The following is a 24,348-nucleotide window of genomic DNA, read 5'->3' on the forward strand; positions in this document are numbered from 1 at the left end:
GTAAAACGACAAAATTCGAACAAATTACGCTGAATTGCGACAAATCGCCCCTGCAAACTCCTAGCTTGCGCTAAAAAGCGACTGCGCTCCATTTGTTGTCTATAATAAAATTTTCGCTGTAAAACGACGCAATGCAGGAATACTGCGCTATAAAACGACAATCCCCATGCTGCTCACCGATACTATCGCCGGGAAACGACAAGCTGATACCTTGGGAGACCTAGTGCTGAGCGCCGGGCTTACTCCTGCTCAGATGCGAAAGCTTCAACGCGAGGTCAAGGCAGGCAAGCTGGTGAAGCTGCGCAAGGGTATTTATGCGGCAGCACATCTGGCGCCCGATGAGCTGCGTCTGATAGTGCGGCAGCACTGGCAAAAGCTGGTCGGCACGGTCGTACCGGGCGGGGTGGTCTCCTATATCAGCGCCCTGACTTCGGGCATCCAGGAAGACGGCACGGTGACCGTGTCTCATCCCGCCATCTACGGGAAGAAGGTGGACTTGCCCGGACTGACGATTGTGGAAGTACGCGGCCCCGGGCCCCTGCCTTACGATATGCCGCTGCAGGGCACCGGTCTGCACTGGGCCGGCCGAACACGCTGCCTGCTGGAGAATGTCGGGCAGAGCGCGCCGCGGCGTGCCGGGCGCGAAAAGGTCGAACAATACCTGGTGGCGGTGATGACCTCCGGCGGCGAAAAGGCGTTGAACGACATCCGCGACCAGGCCGCCTCTTTGGCCAACCCCTTGGGCATGGAAAAAGAAGAGCAGATTCTGCGGACCATTATTGGTGCCTTGCTTGGCTCGCATGCACGCGGCGAGCTGAGTACCCGGGACGGACGGTTGGTCGCGCAAGGCACACCCGTCGACGCCGAGCGGCTGGCGCTCCTTGAGGTGCTGGCGGCGTACCTGCGCACGTCCATCCTGCCTCGCATCGAGGAGCGGGTGCCGACTGGCGTAGCCCGCCATCACTGCGCGCTTATCGAGTCCTACTTCTCCAACTACGTCGAGGGCACGAAATTCACCATCGAGGAAGCCTGCGACATCGTGCTGAACAATCGGCCGGTAACGACTCGGCCGAAGGATTCGCATGATGTGCTGGGGGTGTTTCGGCTTGCCATCACCGCGCCGTTCCGCAACAATCCGCCGGTGTGCGGAGAAGACTTCCTGGAAGGCCTTCAGGCTTGGCATGCGGACATGCTGAAGATGCGTCCCGAAGCCAATCCGGGCCAGTTGAAGCTGGAGCCCAACTATGCCGGCAATACCAAGTTCGTCGAGCCCATGCTGGTGCGCGGCACGATGAAAGAAGGTTCGCGGCTGGCCTTGTCGGTGCCGGAAGGCTTGGCGCGCGCCATCTATTACGCGTTTCTGATATCCGAAATCCATCCTTTCGACGACGGCAACGGCCGGCTGTCGCGGCTGGTCATGAACGCCGAGCTCACCCGGGCCGGGCTGCATCGCATTATCATCCCGACGTTGTTTCACCCACAATACGTCGACTGCGCGCGCAACCTGACGCGAAACCGACAACCTGAAGGCTTCGTGTGCAGCATTGCCAAGATGGCGCGCTGGTGCGCGCAGTTCGATTACGCCGACCTGAAGCCACTCATCGCGCAGCTGACGGGAACCAACGCGTTCGAGGAGTCCCCGGTCCAATACAAGCTGTGGAACCTGGACGGCAGTTCCGCACTGCCGGACTAGTGCCCCAAAAAACGAAATCCCCGCGTCCAGCCCTGCGGCGGACGGGGATGCGAGGCAATGGCGGCGGCGCCCGCTGTCTTCATGAAGTTGGTGAAGGCGCCAATGACCCGGGGTATTCGACAGTTAGCCAGGGGCAGCCGCTTTGCCTTCCGGCAGAGCCCGAGCTGCCAAAGGAAACGCCCCAACAAGCTCAGCCTGTCGGGGCGTCGAATTACGGGCACTGCACTACTTGTTCACCAACACCTTGTCGGAACGGGCAAGCCGTCTCCGGCAGCCGTTCCATCAAGCCAGGTCTTCGCTTCGAAATCAGAAGTGGTATTCGACGCGAACCATCGGGGTGTGAGCGAAGGCGCCGGAGCCGGCGGCACCGTAGTACGGATTGCCGAACTTGTTGCGCCAGTACTGGTACTCGAGGCCGACGCGGAAGGTGTTCTTGCCGGCGCCGATGAAGGGCGATACGTCGTACATGATCTGCGCATCGATATTGGTTTCCGGCGCGGTCGAGCCGCCGAACTCGTCGCGGCCCTTGGCGGCGATGAAGTTGGCGTAGCCTTCGAACGACAGCGGAATGCCGGCGCTGAACGGGATGGCCCAGGCGGCGGACAGCATCGGATGGGTCTTGTAGCGGTAGCGCGGCACGTCGGTGTTGGTAAAGCTGTTGTGCGGCGCATTGCTTTCCCACAGGGCCAGCAGGCTGACGTTCAGGAAGCCCGGCACGTCGAAGAAGATGGTCGGTCCGGCGACCAGCATGCGCTTCTTGGAGTTGTAGCCGGCATCGCTCTTGGTGTTGAGGTCGAAGCCGAGGGTGGCGCCGAGGCCGCGGGTCGGGCCGTACTTGAAGTCGCGGCCGGTGACCTTGCCGATGTCGAGGGTGTGGCGATAGACCACGTAGACTTCATGCGCGCCGTTGCTGGAGCCGGGCGCGGCCGGATCGTTCTTGTCCGACAGCAGCATGTCGGCGCTGAAGAAGTTGGAACCGTATTTGTAGCCGCTGGCGTGCGACAGGTTCAGGATGTTCTTGGTGATGTCGTTGCGGCCGAACGGCTCGGCGAAGTTGGTGCCGTAGCGATAGCTGAGCGAGGTGTCGCTCCAGTCGGCGGCGTTGGCGGCAGTGCTGGCTGCCAGCGCGGCCAGCACGGCCAGCACGGCGGCGCGGGTGAACATGGACTTCTGCATTACTACTCCCTTTGCTTTGGTTGTTGATATTGTGTCGGCCTCCGCAGACCGCCTCCCCGGATGCTTCCGATGGATGTCGATCTGCGTGCGTCGATGGGACCGATGTCATGCAAGTCGACGCAATCTCGGCACCGCTTTGCTACCGGGCCGATTCATCGATCCGTGCTTTCGGTTCAGCAAGATCCGAGCCAGAACGGACTGCGATAAATACCATGATTTTGTTTCTTTTGGTGCAATCTACGGGCATCTTCAGACCGAAGCGCTCCGGAATTCACCAATTCAGGGCTCAGGTGTTGTTTGCGCGCACGCAAGCTCGCCCTTGATATAGGTCTCCGCCACTGCCCGGTCATCGCCCAGCATGGCGAGCGCGAACAGCAGTTCTTCCAGGTCGTCGGTCTGCGCGGTGCGCCGGGCCAGCAGCGGCGTGGCCTTCGGATCGAGCACGATGAAATCGGCTTCGCAGCCAGGCGCGAAGCCGCCGATGACGCCTTCCAGCCCCATGCTGCGGGCGCCGCCCAGCGTGGCGAGATAGAACATGCGCCGCGCCGGGAGGTAGGTGCCGCCCATGCGCGCCACCTTGTAGGCTTCATTCATGGTGCAGAGCATGGAAAAAGACGTGCCGCCGCCGACGTCGGTGGCAAGCGAGAGATGCATGCCGGCGGCATCGGCGCGTTCGAAATTGAACAGGCCGCTGCCGAGGAAGAGGTTGGAAGTCGGGCAATGCGCCGCGGCGGCGCCGGAGGCGGTCATGCGGCCGCGGTCGTCGTCGTCGAGCCAGATGCAGTGGGCGTACATGGCGCGCTCGCGCAGCAGGCCGTAGCCATCGTAGACGTCGAGATAGCTGCGGGCATCCGGAAACAGGTCCTTCACCCAGCGCACCTCTTCCTGGCTCTCGGCCACATGGGTCTGGATGAACACGTCCGGATAGGCGCGCGCCAGTTCGCCGGCCAGCTGCAGCTGCTCGGGCGTGGACGTGGGCGCGAAGCGCGGCGTGATCACGTACATCTGGCGCCCGCAGCCGTGCCAGCGCCGGATCAGTTCCTCGCTTTCGCGCACGCCGCCTTCCGCCGTGTCGCGCAGGAAGTCGGGACAATGCCGGTCCATCAGCACCTTGCCGGCCACCATGCGGGTGCCGCGCGCCTCGCTTTCGGCGAAGAAGGCATCCACCGACTCCGGGTGCACGGTGCAGTACACCATGGCGCTGGTGGTGCCGCAGCGCAGCAGCTCGTCGAGGAAGAAGCGCGCCGTCTCGCGCGCCCTGCCTACATCGCGGAAGCGGCTCTCCGCCGGGAAGGTGTAGGTGTTCAGCCAGGGCAGCAGGTCCGGCGCAGGAGAGGCGATTATGTCGGTCTGCGGATAATGGATGTGGGTATCGATGAAGCCGGGCAGGATCAGCTTGCCGCGCCGGTCCTGCACCACTGCTTCCGACGGCAGCGTGGCGGCCAGCGCGGCGTAGTCGCCTGCCGCCTTCACATGGCCATCCTCGACCACCAGGAGGCCGTCCTCGTGCCAGCGCGTGGCATGCTCGGCGCGGCCGGGGTCGTCGGTGAAGTAAAGCAGGCTGCCGCGCCAGGCCGTGATGCCGCGCGGTAGGGAAGAATCGTTCATGCGCGCTGTTGTCCTTGTGCGGCGGAGAGATGCGGGGAAATTGAGGCTTGCCGCTCCCACGTCTGGAGCAGCTGGGCGGCAACGGCGACGGCGATCACCGCCGGCTGCTTGCCGGCGATGCCCGGCAGGCCGATCGGGCAAGTCATGCGCGCCAATTGCGCATCGGCGATGCCGCGCTCGCGCAGGCGGCGCTCGAACTGGATGCGCTTGGTGCGCGAACCGATCAGGCCGAACCAGGCGAAGTCGCTGCGCAGCAGGATGCGATGGGACAGCTGTTGGTCGAGCGGATGGCTGTGGGTCATGACCAGGAAGCTGGTGCCGGGCGGCGCCGCATCGATCAGCGCTTCCGGCGTGTCGGTCGCTTCGACGCGCACATTGGCCGGGATCGTGGCCGGAAAGATGTCGTCGCGCTCGTCGACCCAGGTGATGCGGCAGGGCAGACCCGCCATGGCATTGACGATGGCGGCGCCGACATGGCCGGCGCCGAACAGCATCAGGTGGGCGCGCGGCGGCGCGATGGCATCGATCAGCCAGCGGCTGCCATCGGCTGGCTGATGCAGGCAGGTTCCGGCGTTTGCCGGGATGCCGGCTTGGATGGGCAATCCAGGAAATGCCGCGCCGGCAAGGGGCACGCCGGCATCATCCAGCAGACAGGACGCGCAGGTTTCATCGACCCGGCTGGCGCGGATGCCGCCATGGCCATGCTGCAGACGCTGCGCCAGCAGCCGATAGGCTGCACGGGCAGCGTCATCGATGCAGTCGAAGGCCAGGCTGACCGCGCCGCCGCAGCACTGTCCGAGCGTCGGCCCGAGGGCGAAGCGGCGCAGGCGCGGCAGGCTGCCTTCGCCGGCGAGCAGTGCCCGCGCATGGATGATGGCTTCCTGCTCGAGGTGGCCGCCGCCGATGGTGTCGAAAGCGCCATCGCGCGTCACCAGCATCTTGGCGCCTGCCTCGCGCGGCACCGAGCCTTCGGCCCAGGCGACCGTTATCAGCACCGCGGCGTCTGCCTGCGCCAGCAGCGCATCCAGCCAGGCAAACATCATGCGGCTCCGGCGGTCCGTGCGGCGGTCCGCACCGCCTCCACCGACTTCAGGATTTCCTCGGAGGTCGCCGGCGCGTTCAGCGGCGGATTGATGCGGTAATCGCCGAGGCTGGCGATGGCATCGCGGATGGCGAAGAAGACCGAGAACGGCAGCAGCAGCGGCGGCTCGCCCACCGCCTTGGAGCGGTGGATGCTGTCGGCCGCGTTGCGGTTGTCGAACAGGCGCACGCGGAAGTCCTGCGGGCAGTCGGAGATGGCGGGGATCTTGTAGGTCGACGGCGCGTGGGTCATCAGCCTGCCCTGATCGTTCCACCACAGTTCCTCGGTGGTGAGCCAGCCCATGCCCTGGATGAAGCCGCCTTCCACCTGGCCGATGTCGAGCGCCGGATTGAGCGACTGGCCGGCGTCGTGCAGCACATCGGCGCGCAGCAGCTTCCATTCGCCGGTCAGGGTATCGATCATGACCTCCGACGCCGCCGCGCCATAGGCGTAGTAATAGAAGGGATGGCCGGTCATGGTGGCCGAATCCCAGGACAGGTCGGGCGTGGCATAGAAGCCGTCGGACCAGAGCTGCACCCGCGCCAGGTAAGCCTTGCCGACCAGCTCCGCGAAATCCATCGCCTGCCCGTTCACATGGACCTGGCTGGCAGCGAAGCGCACCTCGTCAGCGCTGCCGCCGAAGCGCTCGGCAGCAAATTCCGCGAGGCGGCGGCGGATGGTGCGGGCCGCGTCCTGCGCCGCCTTGCCGTTCAGGTCGGAGCCGGTGGAAGCGGCGGTGGCCGAGGTGTTGGCCACCTTGCTGGTATCGGTGGCGGTGACGCGCACGCGGTCCAGCGTCAGGCCGAGTTCGTTGGCCACCACCTGCATCACCTTGGTATGCAGGCCCTGGCCCATCTCGGTGCCGCCATGATTGACCAGCACCGAGCCGTCCACATAGACATGCACCAGCGCGCCGGCCTGGTTGAGATGGCTGACGTTGAAGGCGATGCCGAACTTCACCGGCGTCAGCGCCAGGCCGCGCTTGAGCACCGGGCTGGTGGCGTTCCAGGCGCGGATCTGCGCGCGCCGGACGCGGTACTCGCTGGTCGCTTCCAGCTCCGCCACCAGTTCGTGGATGACGTTGTCGGTCACCTGCTGGCCATAGGGCGTGACGTCGCGTCCCGGCTGGCCGGGGCGGTTGTAGAAGTTCAGCTTGCGCACGTCGAGCGGATCGCGGCCGAGGTCGCGGGCGATGTTGTCGATCATGTACTCCATCGCCAGCGCGCCCTGCGGTCCGCCGAAGCCGCGGAAGGCGGTGTTGGACTGGGTATTCGTCTTCGCGCAGACAGCGCGGATGTCCACGTCCGGCAGGTAGTAGGCATTGTCGACGTGGCAGACGGCGCGCGTGGCCACCGGCCCCGACAGGTCGGCGGAAAAACCCGCCCGGCTCACCATGTCGACCTGCACGGCCAGAAGGCGGCCTTCCTCGTCGAAGCCGGCGGCGTAGTCGTAGTCGAAGCAGTGGCGCTTGCCGGTGACCAGCATGTCGTCGTCGCGGTCGGCGCGCAGCTTCACCGGCCGCTTCAGGCGGGCGGCGCAGACGGCGGCGGCGGTGGCCCAGAGCGCGGATTGCGATTCCTTGCCGCCGAAGCCGCCGCCCATGCGCCGGCATTCGACCGACACATGATGCGAATGCAGGCCGAGCGCATGCGCCACCACGTGCTGCATCTCGGAGGGATGCTGGGTGGAGCAGATCACCTGCATGCCGCCCTCGCGCGGGATGGCATAGGAAACCTGGCCTTCGAGGTAAAACTGTTCCTGGCCGCCGACGTGGAGCTGGCCTTCGATGCGGCGCGGGGCGGCGGCGTAGGCACGCTCGAATTCGCCGCGGCGCAGCTGCATCGGCGGCACCACCCAGGACTCGGCCGCCCTGGCGGCGCGGGGCGACAGCGTCGCCGGCAGCTCCTGGTAGCTGATCACCGCCTTGCGCGCGGCGCGGCGGGCATTGGCATGGGTGTCGGCGACGACGACGAAGATCGGCTGGCCGACATACTGCACCAGGCCGTCGGCCAGGATGGGATCGTCATGGATGATCGGGCCGCAGTCGTTGACGCCGGGAATGTCGCCGGCGGTGATCACCGCAACCACGCCCGGCGTGGCCTTGACTGCGGAAAAGTCGATGCCGGCGATGCGCGCATGCGCCTTCTGCGACAGGCCGAAGGCGGCATGCAGGGTGCCGTGCAGTTCCGGCACGTCGTCGGCATAGGTGGCTTCGCCGGTGACGTGCAGCACGGCGGATTCGTGGAAATGGGGCTTGCCCACTTCCTGCCAGACGGCGCTGCCGATCACGGCGGGTTCGACGGTCTTGTTCATCGGCGTTTCCTTCAGGCGTTGGCGAACGCATTGACCGCCGTCGGCGGCAGCGGCGCATCGTCGCGGGTTTCCAGCCAGAAGCGGCGCAGCAGGTTCTGCGCCGCCTTCATGCGGTAGTCGGACGAGGCGCGCATATCCGACAACGGCGCGTAGTCCTGGGCGAGCGCGGCACAGGCTGCTTCCATCGTCGCTTCATTCCAGGGCTTGCCGGACAGCGCCGCCTCGGCCTGCGCAGCGCGGCACGGCGTGGCCGCCATGCCGCCGAAAGCGACGCGGGCCTGGCGGATCACATCGCCATCCATGGTCAGGGCGAAGGCGGCGCAGACGGCGGAAATATCCTGGTCGAAACGCTTGGACAGCTTGTAGGTGCGGAAGCGCAGGCCGGCTTTCGGCAAAGGCACCCTCACCGCTTCGACAAATTCATCGGGGCCAAGGTCCTTCTTCTGATAGCCGAGGTAGAAATTCTCCAGCGCCAGGATGCGCTGGCCGGCGCCGCCGCGCAGCGCGACCTCGGCGCCGAGGGCGATCAGGAAAGGCATCGAATCGCCGATCGGCGAGCCGTTGGCGACATTGCCGCCGAGCGTGCCGGCATGGCGGATGGGCAGGGAAGCAAAGCGCTGCCACAGCTCGCCGAGTTCGCGAGGGTAATGGGAAGCGAGCGCCCGGTAGGCATCCTCCAGGGAGGCGCCGGCGCCGATCTCCAGCATGCCGTCTCTTTCCTCGATGCGTCGCAACTCGTCCACCTGGCCGAGATAGATGACGTTGCCGAGCTCGCGCATCTGCTTGGTGACCCAGAGGCCGACGTCGGTGGAACCGGCCAGCAGGCAGGCCTTGGGGTCGGCCTGCTTCGCCGCCACCAGTTCGTCCACGCTGCGCGGCGCCTTGAAACCGCCTTGCCTGTTCGGGGAATCCGGGATGTCCAGCATGTCGTCGCGCCGCAGGGCGCGCAGCTGCGCCGCCAGCGCGGCGCGGTCGAAGGAAACGCCGGGCAGCTCGCCCATGCGCCTGGCGGCGTCGATGATCGGTCGATAGCCGGTGCAGCGGCAGAGATTGCCGGACAGGGCGTTGTCGATTTCCTTGCGCTGCGGCGGCGACCGTTCGCCTTCGCGCGAAAGATAGAGCTGCCACAGCGACATGACGAAGCCCGGGGTGCAGAAGCCGCACTGTGAACCGTGGCACTCCACCATCGCCTGCTGCACCGGGTGCAGGCCGCCGTCGGCCTGCTTCAGGTCTTCGACGGTGAACAATGCCTTGCCATCGAGGGTCGGAAGGAACTGGATGCAGGCATTCACCGAGCGCAGCTGCAGTTCCTCGCCCTGAAGCTCGCCGATGACCACAGTGCAGGCGCCGCAATCGCCCTCGGCGCAGCCTTCCTTGGTGCCGGTGCAGTGGAGATCCTCGCGCAGATATTGCAGCACGGTTTGCGTTGGCGCAGGATGCTCTATAGACTGCACGGCGCCGCGATGGTAAAAGCGTATCGTATTGGACATGGTGACAGGACTGAAAGGGTGATTGCAGGTTAGCACCGGGCCCATTTACCATTATATGACCTGACATATGTTCACTATCTCTGTTTTCATATCGATTTATGCAGGCGCCCCCTTAGCCTTGCTTGAAAGACAGCGGGTCGGCTGAATCTGCTGAAACCGACTTTTACCGGCAGAAACCTGTTCTGCCGCGGCGCAAAACAATAATCACGGGATTTACGCAAACCATATGGGAAAACTGAGTACCCACGTCCTCGACGTCAGCCATGGCAGGCCGGCGGCCGGCGTCGCGATCGAGCTCTATATAAGAGAAGCGGGCAACCTCCGCCTGATCAAGCGCGACGTCACCAATGCCGACGGCCGCTGCGACGCGCCGCTGCTGTCGGGCGAGGCCATGCAGGCCGGCAGTTACGAGCTGGCGTTCGCAGCCGGCGATTACTTCGCCGCGCTCGGCGAGCCGCAATCCGAGCCGCGCTTCCTCGACCGCATCACCATCGCCTTCGGCATCGCCGATGCCGCGCAGAACTACCATGTGCCGCTGCTGGTGTCGCCATGGTCCTACTCCACCTATCGCGGCAGCTGAGGCAGCCGAACCGCACGAAAGTCCAGAGAGGCTAAAGACACGATGGAAGCCCGACTGAAGCTGCATGGCATCACCAAGAGATATCCCGCCGTGGTCGCCAACGACCGGGTCGATCTGGAGGTGGCGCCAGGCGAGATCCATGCCGTGCTGGGCGAGAACGGCGCCGGCAAATCCACCCTGATGAAGATCATCTACGGGTCGGTCAAGCCGGAAGAGGGCCAGGTGATCTGGAACGGGCAGGAAGTGAAGGTCGCCAATCCGGCCGCCGCGCGCCAGCTCGGCATCGCCATGGTGTTCCAGCACTTCTCCCTGTTCGACACCCTGACCGTCACCGAAAACATCGCCCTCGGCCTGCCGCCGGACACCAGACTGGAGGAGCTGGAACAGCGCATCGTCACCACCGCCGCCCAGTACGGTCTGGCGCTGGAGCCGAAGCGCCATGTGCACACCCTGTCGGTAGGCGAGCGGCAGCGGGTGGAAATCGTGCGTGCGCTGCTGGCCAAGCCGCAGCTGCTGATCCTCGACGAGCCGACTTCGGTGCTGACGCCGCAGGCGGTGGAAAAGCTGTTCGAGACCCTGCGCCAGCTCGCCGCCGAAGGCTGCAGCATCCTCTACATCAGCCACAAGCTCGACGAAATCCGGGCGCTGTGCCATACCTGCACCGTGATGCGCGGCGGCCGCGTGACCGGGGTGTGCGATCCGCGCCAGGAAAGCGAGGCCAGCCTGTCGCGCATGATGATCGGCGCCGACCTGCCACACGTGCAGGGCGCCGGCCGCACGCCGGGCGACGTGATGCTCTCGGTGCGCGGCCTGTCGCTGCCCAGGAGCCATGCCTTCGCCACCGAGCTGAACGACATTTCCTTCGACCTGCGGGCCGGCGAAATCCTGGGCCTGGCCGGCATCTCCGGCAACGGCCAGCAGGAACTGCTGGCGGCGCTGTCGGGCGAAGATCCGCGCGCCGACAACGACGCCATCCGCCTCGCCGGCCGGCCGGTGGGCCGGCTGCATGCCGCTGCCCGGCGCGAGCTCGGCCTCGGCTTCGTGCCGGAGGAGAGATTGGGGCGCGGCGCGGTGCCGGCGATGTCGCTGGCCGACAATGTGCTGCTTTCGCATCAGGGACCGGAGACGGTGTCGCGCGGCCTGGTGCGGCAGAGCGCGATCGCCGCGATCGCCGCCGACATCATCCGCCGCTTCAACGTCAAGGCCGGCGGGCCGGGCGCCAGCGCCAAGAGCCTGTCAGGCGGCAACCTGCAAAAATTCATCGTCGGCCGCGAAGTGCTGCGCCAACCCAGGGTGCTGCTCGTGGCCCAGCCGACCTGGGGCGTGGACGTCGGCGCGGCGGCGCAGATCCGCGCCGAGCTGATCGCCCTGCGCGATGCCGGTTGCGCCCTGCTGGTCATTTCCGAGGAGCTGGACGAATTGTTCGAGATTTCCGACCGCCTGGCGGTGATTGCCAAGGGCCGGGTGCGCGCGGCCATCCCCAAGGCCGAAGCCACCCGCGACCGCATCGGCCTGTGGATGAGCGGCCTGGAAGACAACGGCCTGCCGTCGCAGCCCGCCGCCCGGGAGGGAACCCATGCTTAACTTCGCGCCCGTCAATCGCCCTTCGCTGTTCGCCGCCTCGCCGGCGCTGCTGAGCGTGGCCGCGCCGGTGCTGGCGCTGATCCTCACCACCCTCGGCGGCATCCTGCTGTTCGCCCTCCTCGGCAAGGACCCGGTCGCCGGGCTCTCCGTCTTCTTCTGGGAGCCGATACGCTCGGTGCGCGGCTGGACCGAGATCGGCGTCAAGTGCACGCCGCTGATCCTGTGCGCCATCGGCTACGCCATCTGCTACCGCTCCTCGGTGATGACCATCGGCGCCGAAGGCATGCTGGTGGCCGGCGCCATCGCCGCCGGCGGCACCGCCCTGGCGCTGGACCATGGCGCCGGCAGCGGCGGCGCCTTCGCCATCGCGCTCGTCATGGCCGCCGGCATCCTGGGCGGCATGGTCTGGGCCGGCATCACCGCCCTGCTCAAGGACCGCTTCAACACCGACGAGATCCTGGTATCGCTGATGCTGGTATACGTGGCCCAGCTGCTGCTGAGCTACCTCGTCACCGGCCCGTGGAAGGACCCGATGGGCTTCAACTTCCCGCAGTCGAAGATGTTCTCCCCTGGCCTGCTGCTGCCGCAGCTGGTGAAGACCACCCGGCTCAACCTCGGCTTCGTGTTCGCCCTGGTGGCCGTCGTCGTGGCCTGGGTGTTCATGACCCGCAGCTTCGCCGGCTACCGCCTGCGGGTCGGCGGCATGGCCCCGCTGGCGGCGCGCTATGCCGGCTTCTCGCGCCGCGGCGCGCTGTGGATGACGCTGCTGATCGCCGGCGCCACCTCCGGCCTGGCCGGCGCCATCGAAACCATCGGCCCGGTCGGCCAGCTGCTGCCGTCGATGTCGCCGGGCTACGGCTTCGCCGCCATCATCGTCGCCTACGTCGGCCGCCTGCATCCGGTCGGCATCCTGTTCGGCAGCTTCATCATGGCGCTGTTCTACATCGGCGGCGAACTGGCCCAGTCCCGGCTCGGCCTGCCCAACGCCATCACCGGCGTGTTCCAGGGCATGCTGCTCTTCTTCCTGCTGGCTGCCGACGCCCTGATGGGCAACCGCGCGGCGCGAGGACACTGACATGGATAACTTCCTGCTCCTGCTGGCGCCGGCCCTGGCCGCCACCATCAATGCCGGCACGCCGCTGATGCTGGCCGCCTTCGGCCTGCTGGTCAACGAGAAGACCGGCGTGCTCAACCTCGGCGCCGAGGGCATGATGCTGGTCGCCGCCATCGCCGGCTTCGCCACCACCATCCACACCGGCAGCGTCACCCTCGGCTTTCTCGCCGGCGCCGCTGCCGGCATGCTGGCCGCCGCCTTCTTCGGCCTGCTGGTGATCTGGCTCGGCACCAACCAGTACGCCACCGGCCTGGCGCTGTCGATCTTCGGCGGCGGCCTGTCGGCCTTCGTCGGCATCCCCTATACCGGCCGCAGCCTAGCCGCCGGCAAGTTCGCCATCCCGGTGCTGTCCGACATTCCCTTCCTCGGCCCGGTGCTGTTTCGCCAGCATCCCATGGTCTACGTCGCGCTCCTTCTCTGTGCGGCGCTGGCGTGGTTTCTGATGCGTACCCGCACCGGCCTGGTGCTGCGCGCGGTCGGGGAATCGCCCGAGTCCGCCCATGCGCTGGGCTACAGCGTGCGCCGCATCCGCATGGCGGCGGTGGTGTTCGGCGGCGCCTGCTGCGGCCTCGCCGGGGCTTACCTGGCACTGGTGTACACGCCGCTGTGGCAGGAAGGCATGACCGCCGGCAAGGGCTGGATCGCGCTGGCGCTGACCACCTTCGCCTGCTGGAAGCCGTGGCGGGTGCTGGGCGGCGCCTACCTCTTCGGCGGCTTCACGATTTTGCAGCTGAATCTGCAGGGCCTCGGCATCGCCGTCGCGCCCCAGTTCATGGCGATGCTGCCCTACCTCGCCACCGTCGTGGTGCTGGCGCTCATCTCGCGCAATCCGGACTGGATACGCCTGAACATCCCGGCCTCGCTCGGAAAGAACTTCAATCCCGCCGCCGTGTGATGCGCAAAACCGCGGGCTCGCATTTTGCTTTTAACGCAAGGCAAGGTAGAGTGCCGGATTGAAAAGAATCTGATTCTGTTTTAACGATGTTTTCATTTGGGGAGTGTCATGCTGGATCTGAAAAAACGAACAATGCTCAAGTCGGGGATGGCGCTGGCCGCCTCCGCGCTGATGATCGCCGCCTGCGGCAAGAAGGAAGAAGCCGCGCCGGCGCAGTCGTCGGCGCCTGCCGCAGCGCCCGCTGCCACCGCCTCCTCCGAACCGCTGAAGATTGCCTTCGCCTACGTCGGCCCGGTCGGCGATGCCGGCTGGACCTTCGCCCATGACAATGGCCGCAAGGCGATCGAGGCGGACTTCGGCGACAAGGTGAAAACCACCTTCGTCGAGAAGGTGCCCGAGGGCGCCGACGCCGAGCGCGTGTTCCGCGACCTCGCCAGCCAGGGCAACAAGCTGATCTTCGGCACCACCTTCGGCTACATGGAGCCGATGCTGAAAGTCGCCAAGGATTTCCCGGACGTGAAGTTCGAGCACGCCACCGGCTACAAGACCGCCCCCAACATGGCCACTTACGAGACCAAGACCTTCGAGGGCGCCTACCTCGCCGGCGTCCTGGCCGGCAAGATGACCAAGACCAACAAGCTGGGCGTGGTCGCTTCCTTCCCCATCCCGGAAGTGATCCGCAACATCAACGCCTTCACCCTCGGCGCGCAGTCGGTCAATCCGAAGGTCTCCACCCGCGCGGTGTGGATCTCCACCTGGTTCGATCCCGCCAAGGAGCGTGACGCCGCCATGACCATGATCGGTCAGGGCGTGGACGTGCTGATCCAGAACACCGATTCCCCGGCCACCCTGCAAGCCGCCGAGGAAAAGGGCGTGTACGCCTTCGGCTGGGACTCCGACATGTCGAAGTTCGGCCCGAAAGCCCACCTCGCTTCCGCCATCATCAACTGGGAGCCGTACTACAAGAAGGCGGTTCAATCGGTCCTAGACGGCAAGTGGGCCAGCGGCGGAACCTGGTGGGGCGTGAAGGAAAACTCGATCGACCTGGTGAACATCAACGCTGCCGTGCCTGAAGACGCGAAGAAGGCCGTGGCCGACAAGAAGGCCGAACTGGCCGCCGGCAAGAACATCGTGTTCGCCGGTCCGCTGGTGGACCAGTCGGGCAAGGAAGTGGTCCCGGCCGGCAAGGAAGCCGAAGTCGGCATGCTCAAGGGCATGAACTTCTATGTCAAGGGCGTGGAAGGCTCGATCCCGAAATAAGGCTGGCACCTTGCCGACGTAACACCGGGCCGGAAGGGCGCCCCGCCCTTCCGGCCTTTTCATTGACCGCTCTGAACATTGCGATGACTTCTTCCCGCTCCCCATTGCCCGCCTCTCCCGCGGCCCTCACCGACAAAGACCGCGGCTTCATGCAGCGCGTGCTCGAGCTGGCAATGGAAAGCCGGAACCGCGGCCGCCATCCTTTCGCCGCCATCGTGGTCGACGGCCAGGGCCGCATCGTGGCCGAATGCTTCAACAATTCCATGCCGCCCGAAGGCGACCCGACCCAGCATGCGGAACGCCTCGCCGCCGCGGCGGCGGCTTCCAGGCTCACCCTGCGCGAGCTCGCCGCCAGCACGCTATATACCAATGCGGAGCCCTGCGCGATGTGCGCCGGCGCCGTCTACTGGTGCAATATCGGCCGCGTGGTGTATGCGATGTCCGAGGAAGACCTGCTGCAGCTGACCGGCAGCCATGAAGAGAATCCCACCTTGTCCCTGCCCTGCCGCGAGGTGTTCGCCCGCGGCCAGCGCGTGGTGGAAGTGCTCGGCCCGCTGCCGGAATTCGAGGAGCAGGCGAAGCAAGCCCATCTCGGCTTCTGGTCGTGAAGGGAACGGGCATGGACGAACTTTTGCTGAACGACTGGCATCCGGTTGCCGCTTCCGCTCTGCTTCAGCCGGGGCAGCTCCATACCGCGCACCTGCTTGGCGAGGAAATCGTGCTCTGGCGCGGCGCCGACGGAAAGCTGCGGGCCTGGGATGACCGCTGCCCCCATCGCGGCGCCCGCCTGTCCCTGGGCGCGCTCCGCGATGACCGCGTGGTCTGCGCCTACCATGGCTGGCAGTTCGACGTCGAAGGACAATGCCGGTTGATGCCGGCGCATCCGCAGGACACGCCGCCGAAGAACGCCCGCACCCTGGCCTATCGGGTGCAGGAAGCCTATGGCCTGGTGTGGGCATGCATCGGGGAGCCGCGCTACGATCTGCTGCCCTTTGACGAATACGGGGATGAACGGCTGCGCAAGGTGGTCTGCGGCCCGTACCCGGTGCAGACCTCCGGCCCGCGCATCGTCGAGAATTTCCTCGACATGGCCCATTTCGGCTTCGTGCATACCGGCATCCTCGGCAGCCTCGACCATACCGAGGTGCCGGAATACGACGTCAACCCGTATGACGACCGGCTCGGCGAGCGCGGCATGCAGGGCGTGATCGCCACCCGCTGCTTCGCCTTTCAGCCGGTGTCCAACCTGCTGTCGAAAGACGGCAGCATGGTGGAATATACCTACCGGGTGGCGCGGCCGCTCACCGCGATCCTGACCAAGCTGCCGCAGAACCAGGAGGGCTTCGCCGAAGCGATCAGCCTGCATGTGCAGCCGCTGGAGGAGGAGAAGTCGCAGGCCTGGATCGTGCTGGCGATGACCAACTCGGTTTCGACTGATGACGAGCTGCGCGCCTTCCAGGACCGCATCTTCAGCCAGGACCTGGCCATCCTGGAGTCGCAGCGGCCGAAGCGGGTGCCGCTGCAGCCCGGCGCGGAAGTGCCGCAGCGCGCGGACAAGCTGTCGGCCGCCTACCGGCGCATGCTGCGCCAGCTCGGCCTGCGCTACGGCGTCATCGCTTGACTGCCGGGCCGCCTCATTTGCGCGGTCCGGTGGTGATCTGCAGGAACTCCGCCGCCACTTTTTGCCGCTGTCCTGCGTCCATCTGCTGCAGCCGCTTTTCCACCGCGCGCAGGTAATCGGTTCCGCGCTCCGCTTCCTGCCGCATGCCGTCGAACAGCGGCTGCGGCGTGATCAGCAGAACGATCAGGTCGGTGCCGAAGGGCTTGGCCACCACCCAGTTGCCGCCGAGGGTGGCGGAATAATTGGCCGGCGCCTGGTTGGCCTTGATGCGCGGGCTCGGCACGAGATGCACCACGCTGCCGTCGAAGGAAAAATAATCGAGGTTGACGAACGAAGGGTAAGGCGGCGTCGTCAGCGTCAGGGCGAGCTTGTCGCCTTCCACCAGCGAGGTGGCATGCGACCGGGTTTGCAGCGTTGCAGCCGCGGCTCCGGCTCCCGCCCCATGGTTCTGCTTCCAGTAGGGGCCGAAAAGCTTGATCGCCTCGCATTTGTCGTCGCCGACTTCGCGCACCGCCAGCTTCGCCTCCGCCCCGCCCGGCGCTGATCGCAGCGCCTGTTTGAGCCGATCGGCGCCATGGCTGGCGGGCAGCCAGCCGCTGATGCTGACCGCCCCGTCCTGCGTGGACGATACCAGCGCCGAACAGGGAACCTGGTCCAGGATCTGCGCCACGCTCGCGGTCGGCGCCGGTTTGGCAGGCATGCTGGCAGGCGCCGCGGCCTCGGCGGCAGGCTGCGGCGCGTCCTGCCGCTGCATCCACCAGAACAGCCCGCCGCCCGCTACCAGCAAGGCAGCCAGCGCCGCCGAGACCGCGCTGACGGCGACCGGGCTGGCGGATCGGCGCTCAACGCCCATGCCTTGCAGGAAGCCGGCAATGGTCGGCGTGCGCGCCTCCCGCTCCAGCGCCAGCGCATGCTTCAGCGCGCGCCACTGCGACGCATTCAGATGCTTGGGCCGCTGCGGCTGCATGCCGGCGCTGCGGGCCTGCATCGCCGTCAGCCGGTCGAAGGGATGGCGTCCGGCGAGCAATTCGTAGGTGATGCAGGCGAGGGCGTAGATGTCGTCGCGCGGGTCCGGCTCCTGATGCTCCAGCATCTCGGGACTCGCATACGCCGGCGTCAGGCCGCCCAGGCTGCCGGGATCGAACACCGTCACCTCCGCCTGCTCGGTCGGCTTGTGTACCGCGCGGGCAATGCCGAAGTCGATCACCTTTACCTCGCCCGTATCGGTCAGGATGACATTGGCCGGCTTGAAATCGCAGTGCACGAAACCGCGTTCGTGCGCATAGGCAAGCGCTCGCGCCATGCCGTTGATGATGGGCGCCGCCTTCGCATAGGGCATGCCGGTGAAGTTCGGATCGCGCAGCATCTGGCTCAGCGGGCTGCCGGGCAGATACTCCATCGTCAGATAGACGGTGGAACCGTCGCGGTCGAAGTCGTACACCGTGACGATGTTCGGATGCGCCAGGGTCTGCGCCTTCTTGGCCTCGCGCTGCAAGGCGATCAGCGATTTCGGGTGGCCGCGGAACTGGACGTTGAGCACCTTGATCGCGATATAGGGCTTGCGGTCCGATGCCTCCAGCTTGCGCAGGTCGAGCGCCTTGTACACCATGCCCATGCCACCGAAGCCGATGCACTCCTCCAGCACGAAGCGGTTGTTGAGCGTATCGCCGACGCCCTTCATCACGCCGCCATCGCTCGGACCGGTCGATTCGCGCGGAAAGGAAGGCTGGACGGAATGGGTCGCATCGCCGGCGCGCGGGACATAAGCCGCGGTTTTCTCGACTTCGGCAAATCCACTGGTCTCCACCGACCCAGCCGCGCGCTGGCGCAGATCCGCATACACGTCCGGCGGCAGCAGCGTGCGGGTGCGCTCCTCGCTCAGGATCTGCTGCAGATGCGCCGAGCTGCCGCGGTCGCGGGCCAGCATGTCGTCCACCTCGGCCAGCAATTCGCCATGCGTCAGATTTCCGTTCTGAAAGCGGTAAAGCGTTTGTTCGAGATTGGCCATGGCGGTCCGTATCAGGGTCTACCGGGTTGACGATGCCAGCCGCTGCTGCGCACAAGGACTCGGCGGCGGCTAGTTCGAATCGGAATCCGGCCTTGGCGCCCTTTCCATGCTGGTAGCGGCCGGCCTTGTTCTCATTATTGGAATCCTTTAGTTGGCGTGTCCAAAACCGAAACTCGATTTGATACTGCGCAAAGGCCGTCTCCAGGCTGCTGCCCTCACTGCGGGCCGGCAGTTGCCGGAAGCGAGGCGAGTCGGCCGCTCAATGGCCATGTACCTGCAGCAAGCGCTCACCATGCCTGGGCTCAAGCCTCAATTGCCCTTCTGAAACGAAGCGGATAACGCCAAGGCGGAAAGGGGCCAAGCACGGGATTGCAGGTTTCGGAGGGCTCGTCAATAGTTGCGCACACAACCCTGACATCATTCATATTGTGCGCTTGTCATGCCCTCCCTATGCTGGGTTCTCATATTGCTCTTGGCAGAACCCGGGAGATCGCCATGCACACCACACCGGCTGAACACCTCGATACCGCGCTTGGCACTAACGCACCGCGACGCAGTTGCAGGTCGCGCATCCTGCGTCTTCGCCTGGGTCGCACCCGGTTGACGTTGGTGTGGCGGCCGCGCAAGCTGCCTTCTCTTCTCTGGCGCAAGCTGTTGCTGCGCGCCTGCATCGGACTGCTTGGCATGACTGCTTCGGCGCGGGCGCAAGTTCCGCCAAACACCCTGCCTACCGGCGCCCAGGTTGCCGCAGGCAGCGCTTCGGTATCACAGTCCGGCTCGGCCATGACGGTGACCCAGTCCACCCCCAAGGCCATCCTCAACTGGAACAGCTTCGACATCGGCCCGTCCGCCTCCGTCACCTTCAATCAGCCCAGCCGCGATGCCGTGGCGCTCAACCGCGTCGTTGGCATTTCTCCCAGCCAGATCCAGGGCCAGCTCAATGCCAACGGGCAGGTCTTCCTCGTCAACCCGCAGGGCATCCTGTTCGGTCCCACCGCTCAAGTGAATGTGGGAGGCCTGGCCGCCTCCACGTTGTCCATCAGCGATGCCGACTTCATGAGCGGCAATTACCGGTTCGAGCGCAATGGCGGCAGGGCGTCCGTCGTCAACCAGGGCCGGCTTACTGCGGCCGATGCCGGCTACATCGCCCTGCTGGCGCCGGAAGTGATCAATGAAGGCGTCATCACCGCCAGGCTGGGCACGGCGGCCATGGCGGCGGGTGAGGCTGTCACGCTGGATATGCAAGGCGACGGCAAAGTTGGCGTCAAAGTCGATGCCGCCACGATAAGTACGCTGGTCGAGAACAGACAGATGGTCTTGGCGGACGGCGGGGTCGTCTATCTCGGCGCAAAGGCCGCCGGCCAGCTGGCCAGCGCCATCGTCAGCAATGCCGGCACGGTCAAGGCAGCATCGATGGTCAACCGCAACGGCACCATTCGGCTTGAAGCCGCGGGCGGTCGCGTCCGGCATTCAGGCATCATCGACGTACGAGGCGTTGACGGCGACGGCGGAGAGGCTTCCATTCTCAGCGAGGCCGGCAACGTGGCGCTATCGGGTCGGATCGATGCGCGCGGCAGACAAGGCGGCCGCATCGATGTGCATGGACGGGATATCGAGATCAAGGGAGCTGCGCTCGACGCCAGCGGCCAGGACCAGGGCGGCGCGATCCGAATTGGAGGCGATTATCGCGGCGGCGGCGAAATGCCGCATGCCCGCACCGTGCTGGTCGACGAGGGCAGCCATCTGCTGGCCGATGCGGGGGAGAATGGCGCGGGCGGCCGCATCATTGTCTGGAGCGACGACTTCACCCGCTTCGAGGGGACGCTGAGCGCGCGCGGCGGAACACAGGGCGGCAACGGCGGTTTCGCCGAAGTATCCGGGAAGCGGCGCCTGGCATTCGAAGGCCAGGTCGACCTGCGCGCCCCGCGCGGCACGATGGGCACCCTGCTGCTCGATCCAACCGACATCACCATCAGCAACAGCGCCAACAGCGGCAGCAGTGCCTCCACCGCACCGGGAACAACGACCTACACTGGCAGTGGAACGACATCCAACCTGAGCGTGGCCACGCTTCAGAATACTTTGCAGACCGCTTCCGTGGTGGTCGATACCAGTTCCGCCGACAGTGGCAACGGCGACATCACGGTGGCCGATCCGATCAGCTGGAACGGCTATGCAAATCTCACCCTGCAAGCCACCCGCGACGTCAACATCAATGCGCCCATCACCAACACCCTGAGCGGCTCCTTGTACGTGACGGGGCGCGATATCAATTTCAATACAAACCAGCCGATTTCCATGGGTGTGAGCCTGACGGCGAACGCAACCCGGGACATCAACGTCAATGGCAACATCGCCACAGGGGCAACGGGATCAACGAGACTGGTGGCTGCCGGCGGGAATATTTTCGGCACCGGCCGTGTCAATTTCCTGAGTCCGACGACATTGCAGGTTGGCACTGGCGGACTCGTCCTGACCTCGGGGGACAATGGCGGCCGTTCCGACCTGACCAATGTCACCCTGGATTATGCGGATCCCAGCAAGACCTTCGGCGGCGGCTTGACGATACAGGGCTTCAACGACATCACACTGACGACTGCCGGCAACCAGACGCTCAAGTCCAACTACATCACGGTCACAGCGTTTCGCGACTTGAATGTCAGTCAGGACATCTCGTCCATCGGCTCCATATTTCTCAATTCGGCAGGGGCGGACATTTTTGGCGTCGGCCGCACCAATTTCACGGCGCCCATCACGATTACCCAGGATTTTGGCCAGATCTCGATGACATCCGGCTCCAATGGCGGCCGGGCCAATCTGACCAACGTGACCTTCGACTTCGTCAACGCCAACAAGACGGTCAGCACCTTCGTTCTTGACGGCTTCAATGACATCACCCTCAAGACCAATGGCAATGCGGCGCTTGCTTCGAAAGGCTTTGTTTCGGTTCGGGCGTTTGGAGACCTCAACATCAGTCAGGACGTGAGCTCCGTCGGCCTCATGGAATTGCGCGGCGGCTTCCAGGGCGGTCCGGGGCGCCTCAACTTTACGGCGCCGATCACCATCGGCCTGCCAAAGGCAAGCGTCACCCTGGTCTCGGGAAACCATGGCGGTTACGCCGACATGACGAACGTGACGTTCGATTATGTTGATTCAAGCAAGACCACCAACGCCATCCTGATTAGCGGTTTCAACGATATGACCGTGAAAACCGCGGGCAATCAGGCACTGGCGGCCACCTCCGGCGGCATTTCGATCAATGCCATGCGCGACATCAACATCAGTCAGGATATCAAGGTAGGACCAAGCGATCCCTTGACCTTGGTTGCGGCCGGAGCCAACTTCGCTTCCGGCACCGGCCGCATCAATGTCGCGTCGCCGCTCACCTTCACCCTCGGCACGGGACAAACCCGGATCTGGTCGGGCATTAATGCCGGGCGTCCCACCTTCAACAACATCACATTCGACTACGCGAGTCCGACAAAGCAGTTCGGCGCCGTCAACTTGCGCGGCTTTTCCGACATGACGCTGCACACCGTCGGCAATCAGCCCTTGGTATCCAACAGCAATATTCTGGCCATCGCTTACGGCAACATCGATTTCGGGATCGACCTGACATCCGGAGCCGGCCCCACCGATTACCTGCAGTTCATCACCACCGGCTCGGTGACCCAAACCGGCGGCAAGATCACCACCAACCTGCTCCGCGGCTCGGCCGGCACGACGGCAAGCTTTACACAATCGGGCAACATGGTGAGCACGCTCGGCCCCTTCACGAGCAACGGCCTCGCCCTGGTGGACAATCAGTCGCTGGCTACCAACGGCGCCGTCAGCAGCGGGACCGGAGCGACATCGATCACCGCCAATGGCTCGCTCACGGTATCCCATGCCATCAGCGGAGCAACCAACACGCTGGTGGCAAACGGCGCCGGGAGCGACATCGTTCTCAACACCGGCGCCTCCGTCACCAGTTCCGCAAGCGGAAACTCCCTCGTGCTGTCGGCCGGCCGCGGCTTCGTCAACAACGTTGGGGCGTCCGCTCTCAATGCCGGCAGCGGGCGCTGGCTGGTGTATTCGGCGAGCCCGGGCGTCGACACCTTCGGCAATCTGAACAGCAACAACACCGCCATCTGGAACGGCACCTTTGCGTCGCTCGCGCCGGGCAGCATCATTCAAACCGGCAACCGGTATGTCTTTTCCGCGCAGCCCACCCTCACCGTGAATGTCACCGGCAGCCTGAGCAAAACCTATGGCCAGGATGCCAGCGCCGCTGTCAACGCATTGGGCTATACCGTGTCCGGTTACCAGGGCGCGGTGAGTGGCGCCTTCCTGGGCGATACCGCCGCGTCGGCCATCGGCACGGGACCGGTGCTTTACTCCGCCGGCGCCGGCGCCGGTGCCAATGCGGCTTCATACAGCGTGATTGCGGACGTCAGCAGTGCCACTTCACCGGTTGGATACGCGTTTGCCAGCGGCACGCCAGGCAGCCTGACGGTCACTCCGGCGCCCATTACGGTCACCAGCACCGATGTGAGCAAGGTCTACGATGGCACCACCAGCGCCAGCGGCTCGCTGATCATCACGGCAGGCAGCCTGTACAACGGCAACACGCTGACTGGCGGCACTTTCGCGTTCGCCGACAAGAATGCCGGCGCTGGCAAGACGGTTCTGGTGTCCGGGGTCACTGCGAACGACGGCAATGGCGGCAACAACTACAGCATCAGTTACACCAGCAATACCAACAGCACGATCAGCCCCAGGCTGCTGACCGTTGCCGCTTCAGGTCAGAACAAGGTCTACGACGGAACGGCAACCGCAACGGTAACCTTCAGTGACGATCGCATCGCCGGCGATGTGTTGGCCATCAACTATGCCACCGCCAATTTCGCTGACAAGCACGCAGGCACGGGAAAGAGCGTGACGGTGAGCGGCATGGGCAAGAGCGGCGTGGATGCAGGAAACTATGTTTTCGCCAGCACCAATGCTTCCGCCACCGCCGACATCACGCCCGCGCCGCTGACTATCGCGGCGGACGACAAGAGCAAGGTCTATGGCGACGCCAATCCGACCTTGACTGCAACCTACGCCGGCCTGGTCGGCGCCGATACTGCTGCCGCGCTGACGGGAACGCTCAACCTGGCCACATCAGCAACCGCCGCCTCAAATGCGGGCACCTATGCCATCATACCCAGCGGGCAAAGCAGCGGCGACTACAGCATCAGCTATGTGCCCGGCACGCTCAGTATCACGCCGGCACCGTTGACGGTGTCTGCAGAGAATACGAGCCGCCAGTATGGGCTGTCGAATCCTGCCTTTAGCGCTTCTTACAGCGGCTTCAAGAACAGCGATAGCGCATCATCGCTGGGCGGCACGCTGGCGTTCTCGACGGCTGCGACGGCGGCCTCGAATGTGGGCGGCTACAGCGTTACGCCGAGCGGCTACAGCTCTTCCAACTACAGCATCAGCTATGCGCCTGGAACATTGAGCGTGACGCCGGCGCCCATCACCGTCAGCACTGCCAACGTCGTCAAGACCTATGACGGCACCACCAGTGCGGCAGGCAGTCCCATCATCACTTCAGGGGCACTCTACAACGGCAATACCTTATCCGGCGGCAGCTACGCCTTCCTCGACAAGAATGCCGGCACCGGCAAGACGGTGAGCGTCTCGGGCGTGACGGTCAGCGATGGCCATGGCGGCGGCAACTACAGCGTGACTTACGCCAGCAATACCGGCAGCACCATCAACCCCAAGCCGCTTACAGTCACCGCCGCCGGCCAGGACAAGGTCTACGACGGCACCGCTGCCGCCACGGTGACCCTGTCGGATAACCGCATTGCCGGCGACATCCTCTCCACCAGCTACGCCAGCGCCGTCTTCGGCAGCAAGAACGCCGGGGCGAATCAGGCCGTCACCGTGAGCGGT

General features: G+C 65.2%; 15 protein-coding genes. 9 read left to right on the plus strand and 6 right to left on the minus strand.

The features are described 5' to 3' along the window. Positions 1-166: 166 nt before the first annotated feature. On the plus strand, positions 167-1,693 hold the full coding sequence (locus CHB88_RS13000) for a Fic family protein (protein ID WP_089399753.1): 1,527 nt from the start codon (positions 167-169) through the stop codon (positions 1,691-1,693). 306 nt (positions 1,694-1,999) lie between these two features. Here CHB88_RS13000 and CHB88_RS13005 read toward each other — a convergent pair whose 3' ends face one another. The 5 genes from CHB88_RS13005 to xdhA all read right to left on the minus strand — a co-directional run bounded on the left by CHB88_RS13005 (position 2,000) and on the right by xdhA (position 9,361). Continuing rightward, entirely contained in the window at positions 2,000-2,869 is an 870-nt protein-coding gene (locus tag CHB88_RS13005; RefSeq protein WP_176442455.1) for an outer envelope protein, read from the minus strand. A 279-nt stretch (positions 2,870-3,148) separates the two neighbouring features. Beyond that, positions 3,149-4,477 carry a guanine deaminase gene (gene guaD / locus CHB88_RS13010; protein WP_089399754.1) on the minus strand — a complete coding sequence of 443 codons (1,329 nt, stop codon included), beginning with the start codon at positions 4,475-4,477 and terminating at the stop codon, positions 3,149-3,151. Further along, positions 4,474-5,520, minus strand: a complete 1,047-nt coding sequence (gene xdhC / locus CHB88_RS13015; protein WP_245844951.1) for a xanthine dehydrogenase accessory protein XdhC — start codon at positions 5,518-5,520, stop codon at positions 4,474-4,476. The genes guaD and xdhC overlap by 4 nt, the downstream gene beginning before the upstream one ends. After that, complete coding sequence (gene xdhB / locus CHB88_RS13020) at positions 5,517-7,871, minus strand: xanthine dehydrogenase molybdopterin binding subunit (RefSeq protein ID WP_089399755.1); 2,355 nt, start codon at positions 7,869-7,871, stop codon at positions 5,517-5,519. The genes xdhC and xdhB overlap by 4 nt, the downstream gene beginning before the upstream one ends. 11 nt (positions 7,872-7,882) lie before the next feature. Then, positions 7,883-9,361 (minus strand): xanthine dehydrogenase small subunit, encoded by a 1,479-nt coding sequence (xdhA, locus tag CHB88_RS13025; RefSeq protein ID WP_089399756.1) that lies wholly within the window; start codon positions 9,359-9,361, stop codon positions 7,883-7,885. Between the two features lie 226 nt (positions 9,362-9,587). Between xdhA and uraH the strand changes: the two genes are divergently transcribed. The 7 genes from uraH (at position 9,588) to CHB88_RS13060 (ending at position 16,415) form a co-directional block, all read left to right on the plus strand. Further along, positions 9,588-9,941, plus strand: a complete 354-nt coding sequence (uraH, locus tag CHB88_RS13030) for a hydroxyisourate hydrolase (RefSeq protein WP_089399757.1) — start codon at positions 9,588-9,590, stop codon at positions 9,939-9,941. Between the two features lie 42 nt (positions 9,942-9,983). Beyond that, positions 9,984-11,525: an ABC transporter ATP-binding protein gene (locus CHB88_RS13035; RefSeq protein WP_089399758.1), complete on the plus strand. Its 1,542-nt coding sequence runs from the start codon at positions 9,984-9,986 to the stop codon at positions 11,523-11,525. Beyond that, complete coding sequence (locus tag CHB88_RS13040; RefSeq protein ID WP_089399759.1) at positions 11,518-12,600, plus strand: ABC transporter permease; 1,083 nt, start codon at positions 11,518-11,520, stop codon at positions 12,598-12,600. Before CHB88_RS13035 ends, CHB88_RS13040 begins: the two co-directional genes overlap by 8 nt. Position 12,601: 1 nt before the next feature. Next, complete coding sequence (locus CHB88_RS13045) at positions 12,602-13,534, plus strand: ABC transporter permease (RefSeq protein WP_089399760.1); 933 nt, start codon at positions 12,602-12,604, stop codon at positions 13,532-13,534. 108 nt (positions 13,535-13,642) lie between these two features. Next, the gene (locus tag CHB88_RS13050) at positions 13,643-14,794 is read left to right on the plus strand and encodes a BMP family ABC transporter substrate-binding protein (protein WP_089399761.1); all 1,152 of its coding nucleotides are present in this window, start codon (positions 13,643-13,645) and stop codon (positions 14,792-14,794) included. 83 nt (positions 14,795-14,877) lie between these two features. Then, positions 14,878-15,402, plus strand: a complete 525-nt coding sequence (locus tag CHB88_RS13055) for a nucleoside deaminase (RefSeq protein ID WP_089399762.1) — start codon at positions 14,878-14,880, stop codon at positions 15,400-15,402. Between the two features lie 11 nt (positions 15,403-15,413). Next, positions 15,414-16,415: an aromatic ring-hydroxylating oxygenase subunit alpha gene (locus CHB88_RS13060; protein ID WP_089399763.1), complete on the plus strand. Its 1,002-nt coding sequence runs from the start codon at positions 15,414-15,416 to the stop codon at positions 16,413-16,415. Between the two features lie 13 nt (positions 16,416-16,428). On the opposite strand, the gene CHB88_RS13065 is transcribed toward CHB88_RS13060, so the two are convergent. After that, entirely contained in the window at positions 16,429-18,423 is a 1,995-nt protein-coding gene (locus CHB88_RS13065) for a serine/threonine protein kinase (protein WP_089399764.1), read from the minus strand. 495 nt (positions 18,424-18,918) lie between these two features. Here CHB88_RS13065 and CHB88_RS13070 point away from each other — a divergent pair. Beyond that, a partial coding sequence (locus CHB88_RS13070; protein ID WP_176442456.1) for a beta strand repeat-containing protein occupies positions 18,919-24,348 on the plus strand: 5,430 nt, incomplete at its 3' end.

Origin of the sequence: Noviherbaspirillum humi (genome assembly GCF_900188095.1) — a bacterium.
Classification (GTDB): Bacteria; Pseudomonadota; Gammaproteobacteria; order Burkholderiales; family Burkholderiaceae_D; genus Noviherbaspirillum; species Noviherbaspirillum humi.

Coding starts and splice junctions, on each gene's coding strand:
- CHB88_RS13000 (WP_089399753.1), top strand. CDS start 167: ATGCTGCTCACCGATACTATCGCCGGGAAACGACAAGCTGATACCTTG.
- CHB88_RS13005 (WP_176442455.1), bottom strand. CDS start 2,869: ATGCAGAAGTCCATGTTCACCCGCGCCGCCGTGCTGGCCGTGCTGGCC.
- guaD (WP_089399754.1), bottom strand. CDS start 4,477: ATGAACGATTCTTCCCTACCGCGCGGCATCACGGCCTGGCGCGGCAGC.
- xdhC (WP_245844951.1), bottom strand. CDS start 5,520: ATGATGTTTGCCTGGCTGGATGCGCTGCTGGCGCAGGCAGACGCCGCG.
- xdhB (WP_089399755.1), bottom strand. CDS start 7,871: ATGAACAAGACCGTCGAACCCGCCGTGATCGGCAGCGCCGTCTGGCAG.
- xdhA (WP_089399756.1), bottom strand. CDS start 9,361: ATGTCCAATACGATACGCTTTTACCATCGCGGCGCCGTGCAGTCTATA.
- uraH (WP_089399757.1), top strand. CDS start 9,588: ATGGGAAAACTGAGTACCCACGTCCTCGACGTCAGCCATGGCAGGCCG.
- CHB88_RS13035 (WP_089399758.1), top strand. CDS start 9,984: ATGGAAGCCCGACTGAAGCTGCATGGCATCACCAAGAGATATCCCGCC.
- CHB88_RS13040 (WP_089399759.1), top strand. CDS start 11,518: ATGCTTAACTTCGCGCCCGTCAATCGCCCTTCGCTGTTCGCCGCCTCG.
- CHB88_RS13045 (WP_089399760.1), top strand. CDS start 12,602: ATGGATAACTTCCTGCTCCTGCTGGCGCCGGCCCTGGCCGCCACCATC.
- CHB88_RS13050 (WP_089399761.1), top strand. CDS start 13,643: ATGCTGGATCTGAAAAAACGAACAATGCTCAAGTCGGGGATGGCGCTG.
- CHB88_RS13055 (WP_089399762.1), top strand. CDS start 14,878: ATGACTTCTTCCCGCTCCCCATTGCCCGCCTCTCCCGCGGCCCTCACC.
- CHB88_RS13060 (WP_089399763.1), top strand. CDS start 15,414: ATGGACGAACTTTTGCTGAACGACTGGCATCCGGTTGCCGCTTCCGCT.
- CHB88_RS13065 (WP_089399764.1), bottom strand. CDS start 18,423: ATGGCCAATCTCGAACAAACGCTTTACCGCTTTCAGAACGGAAATCTG.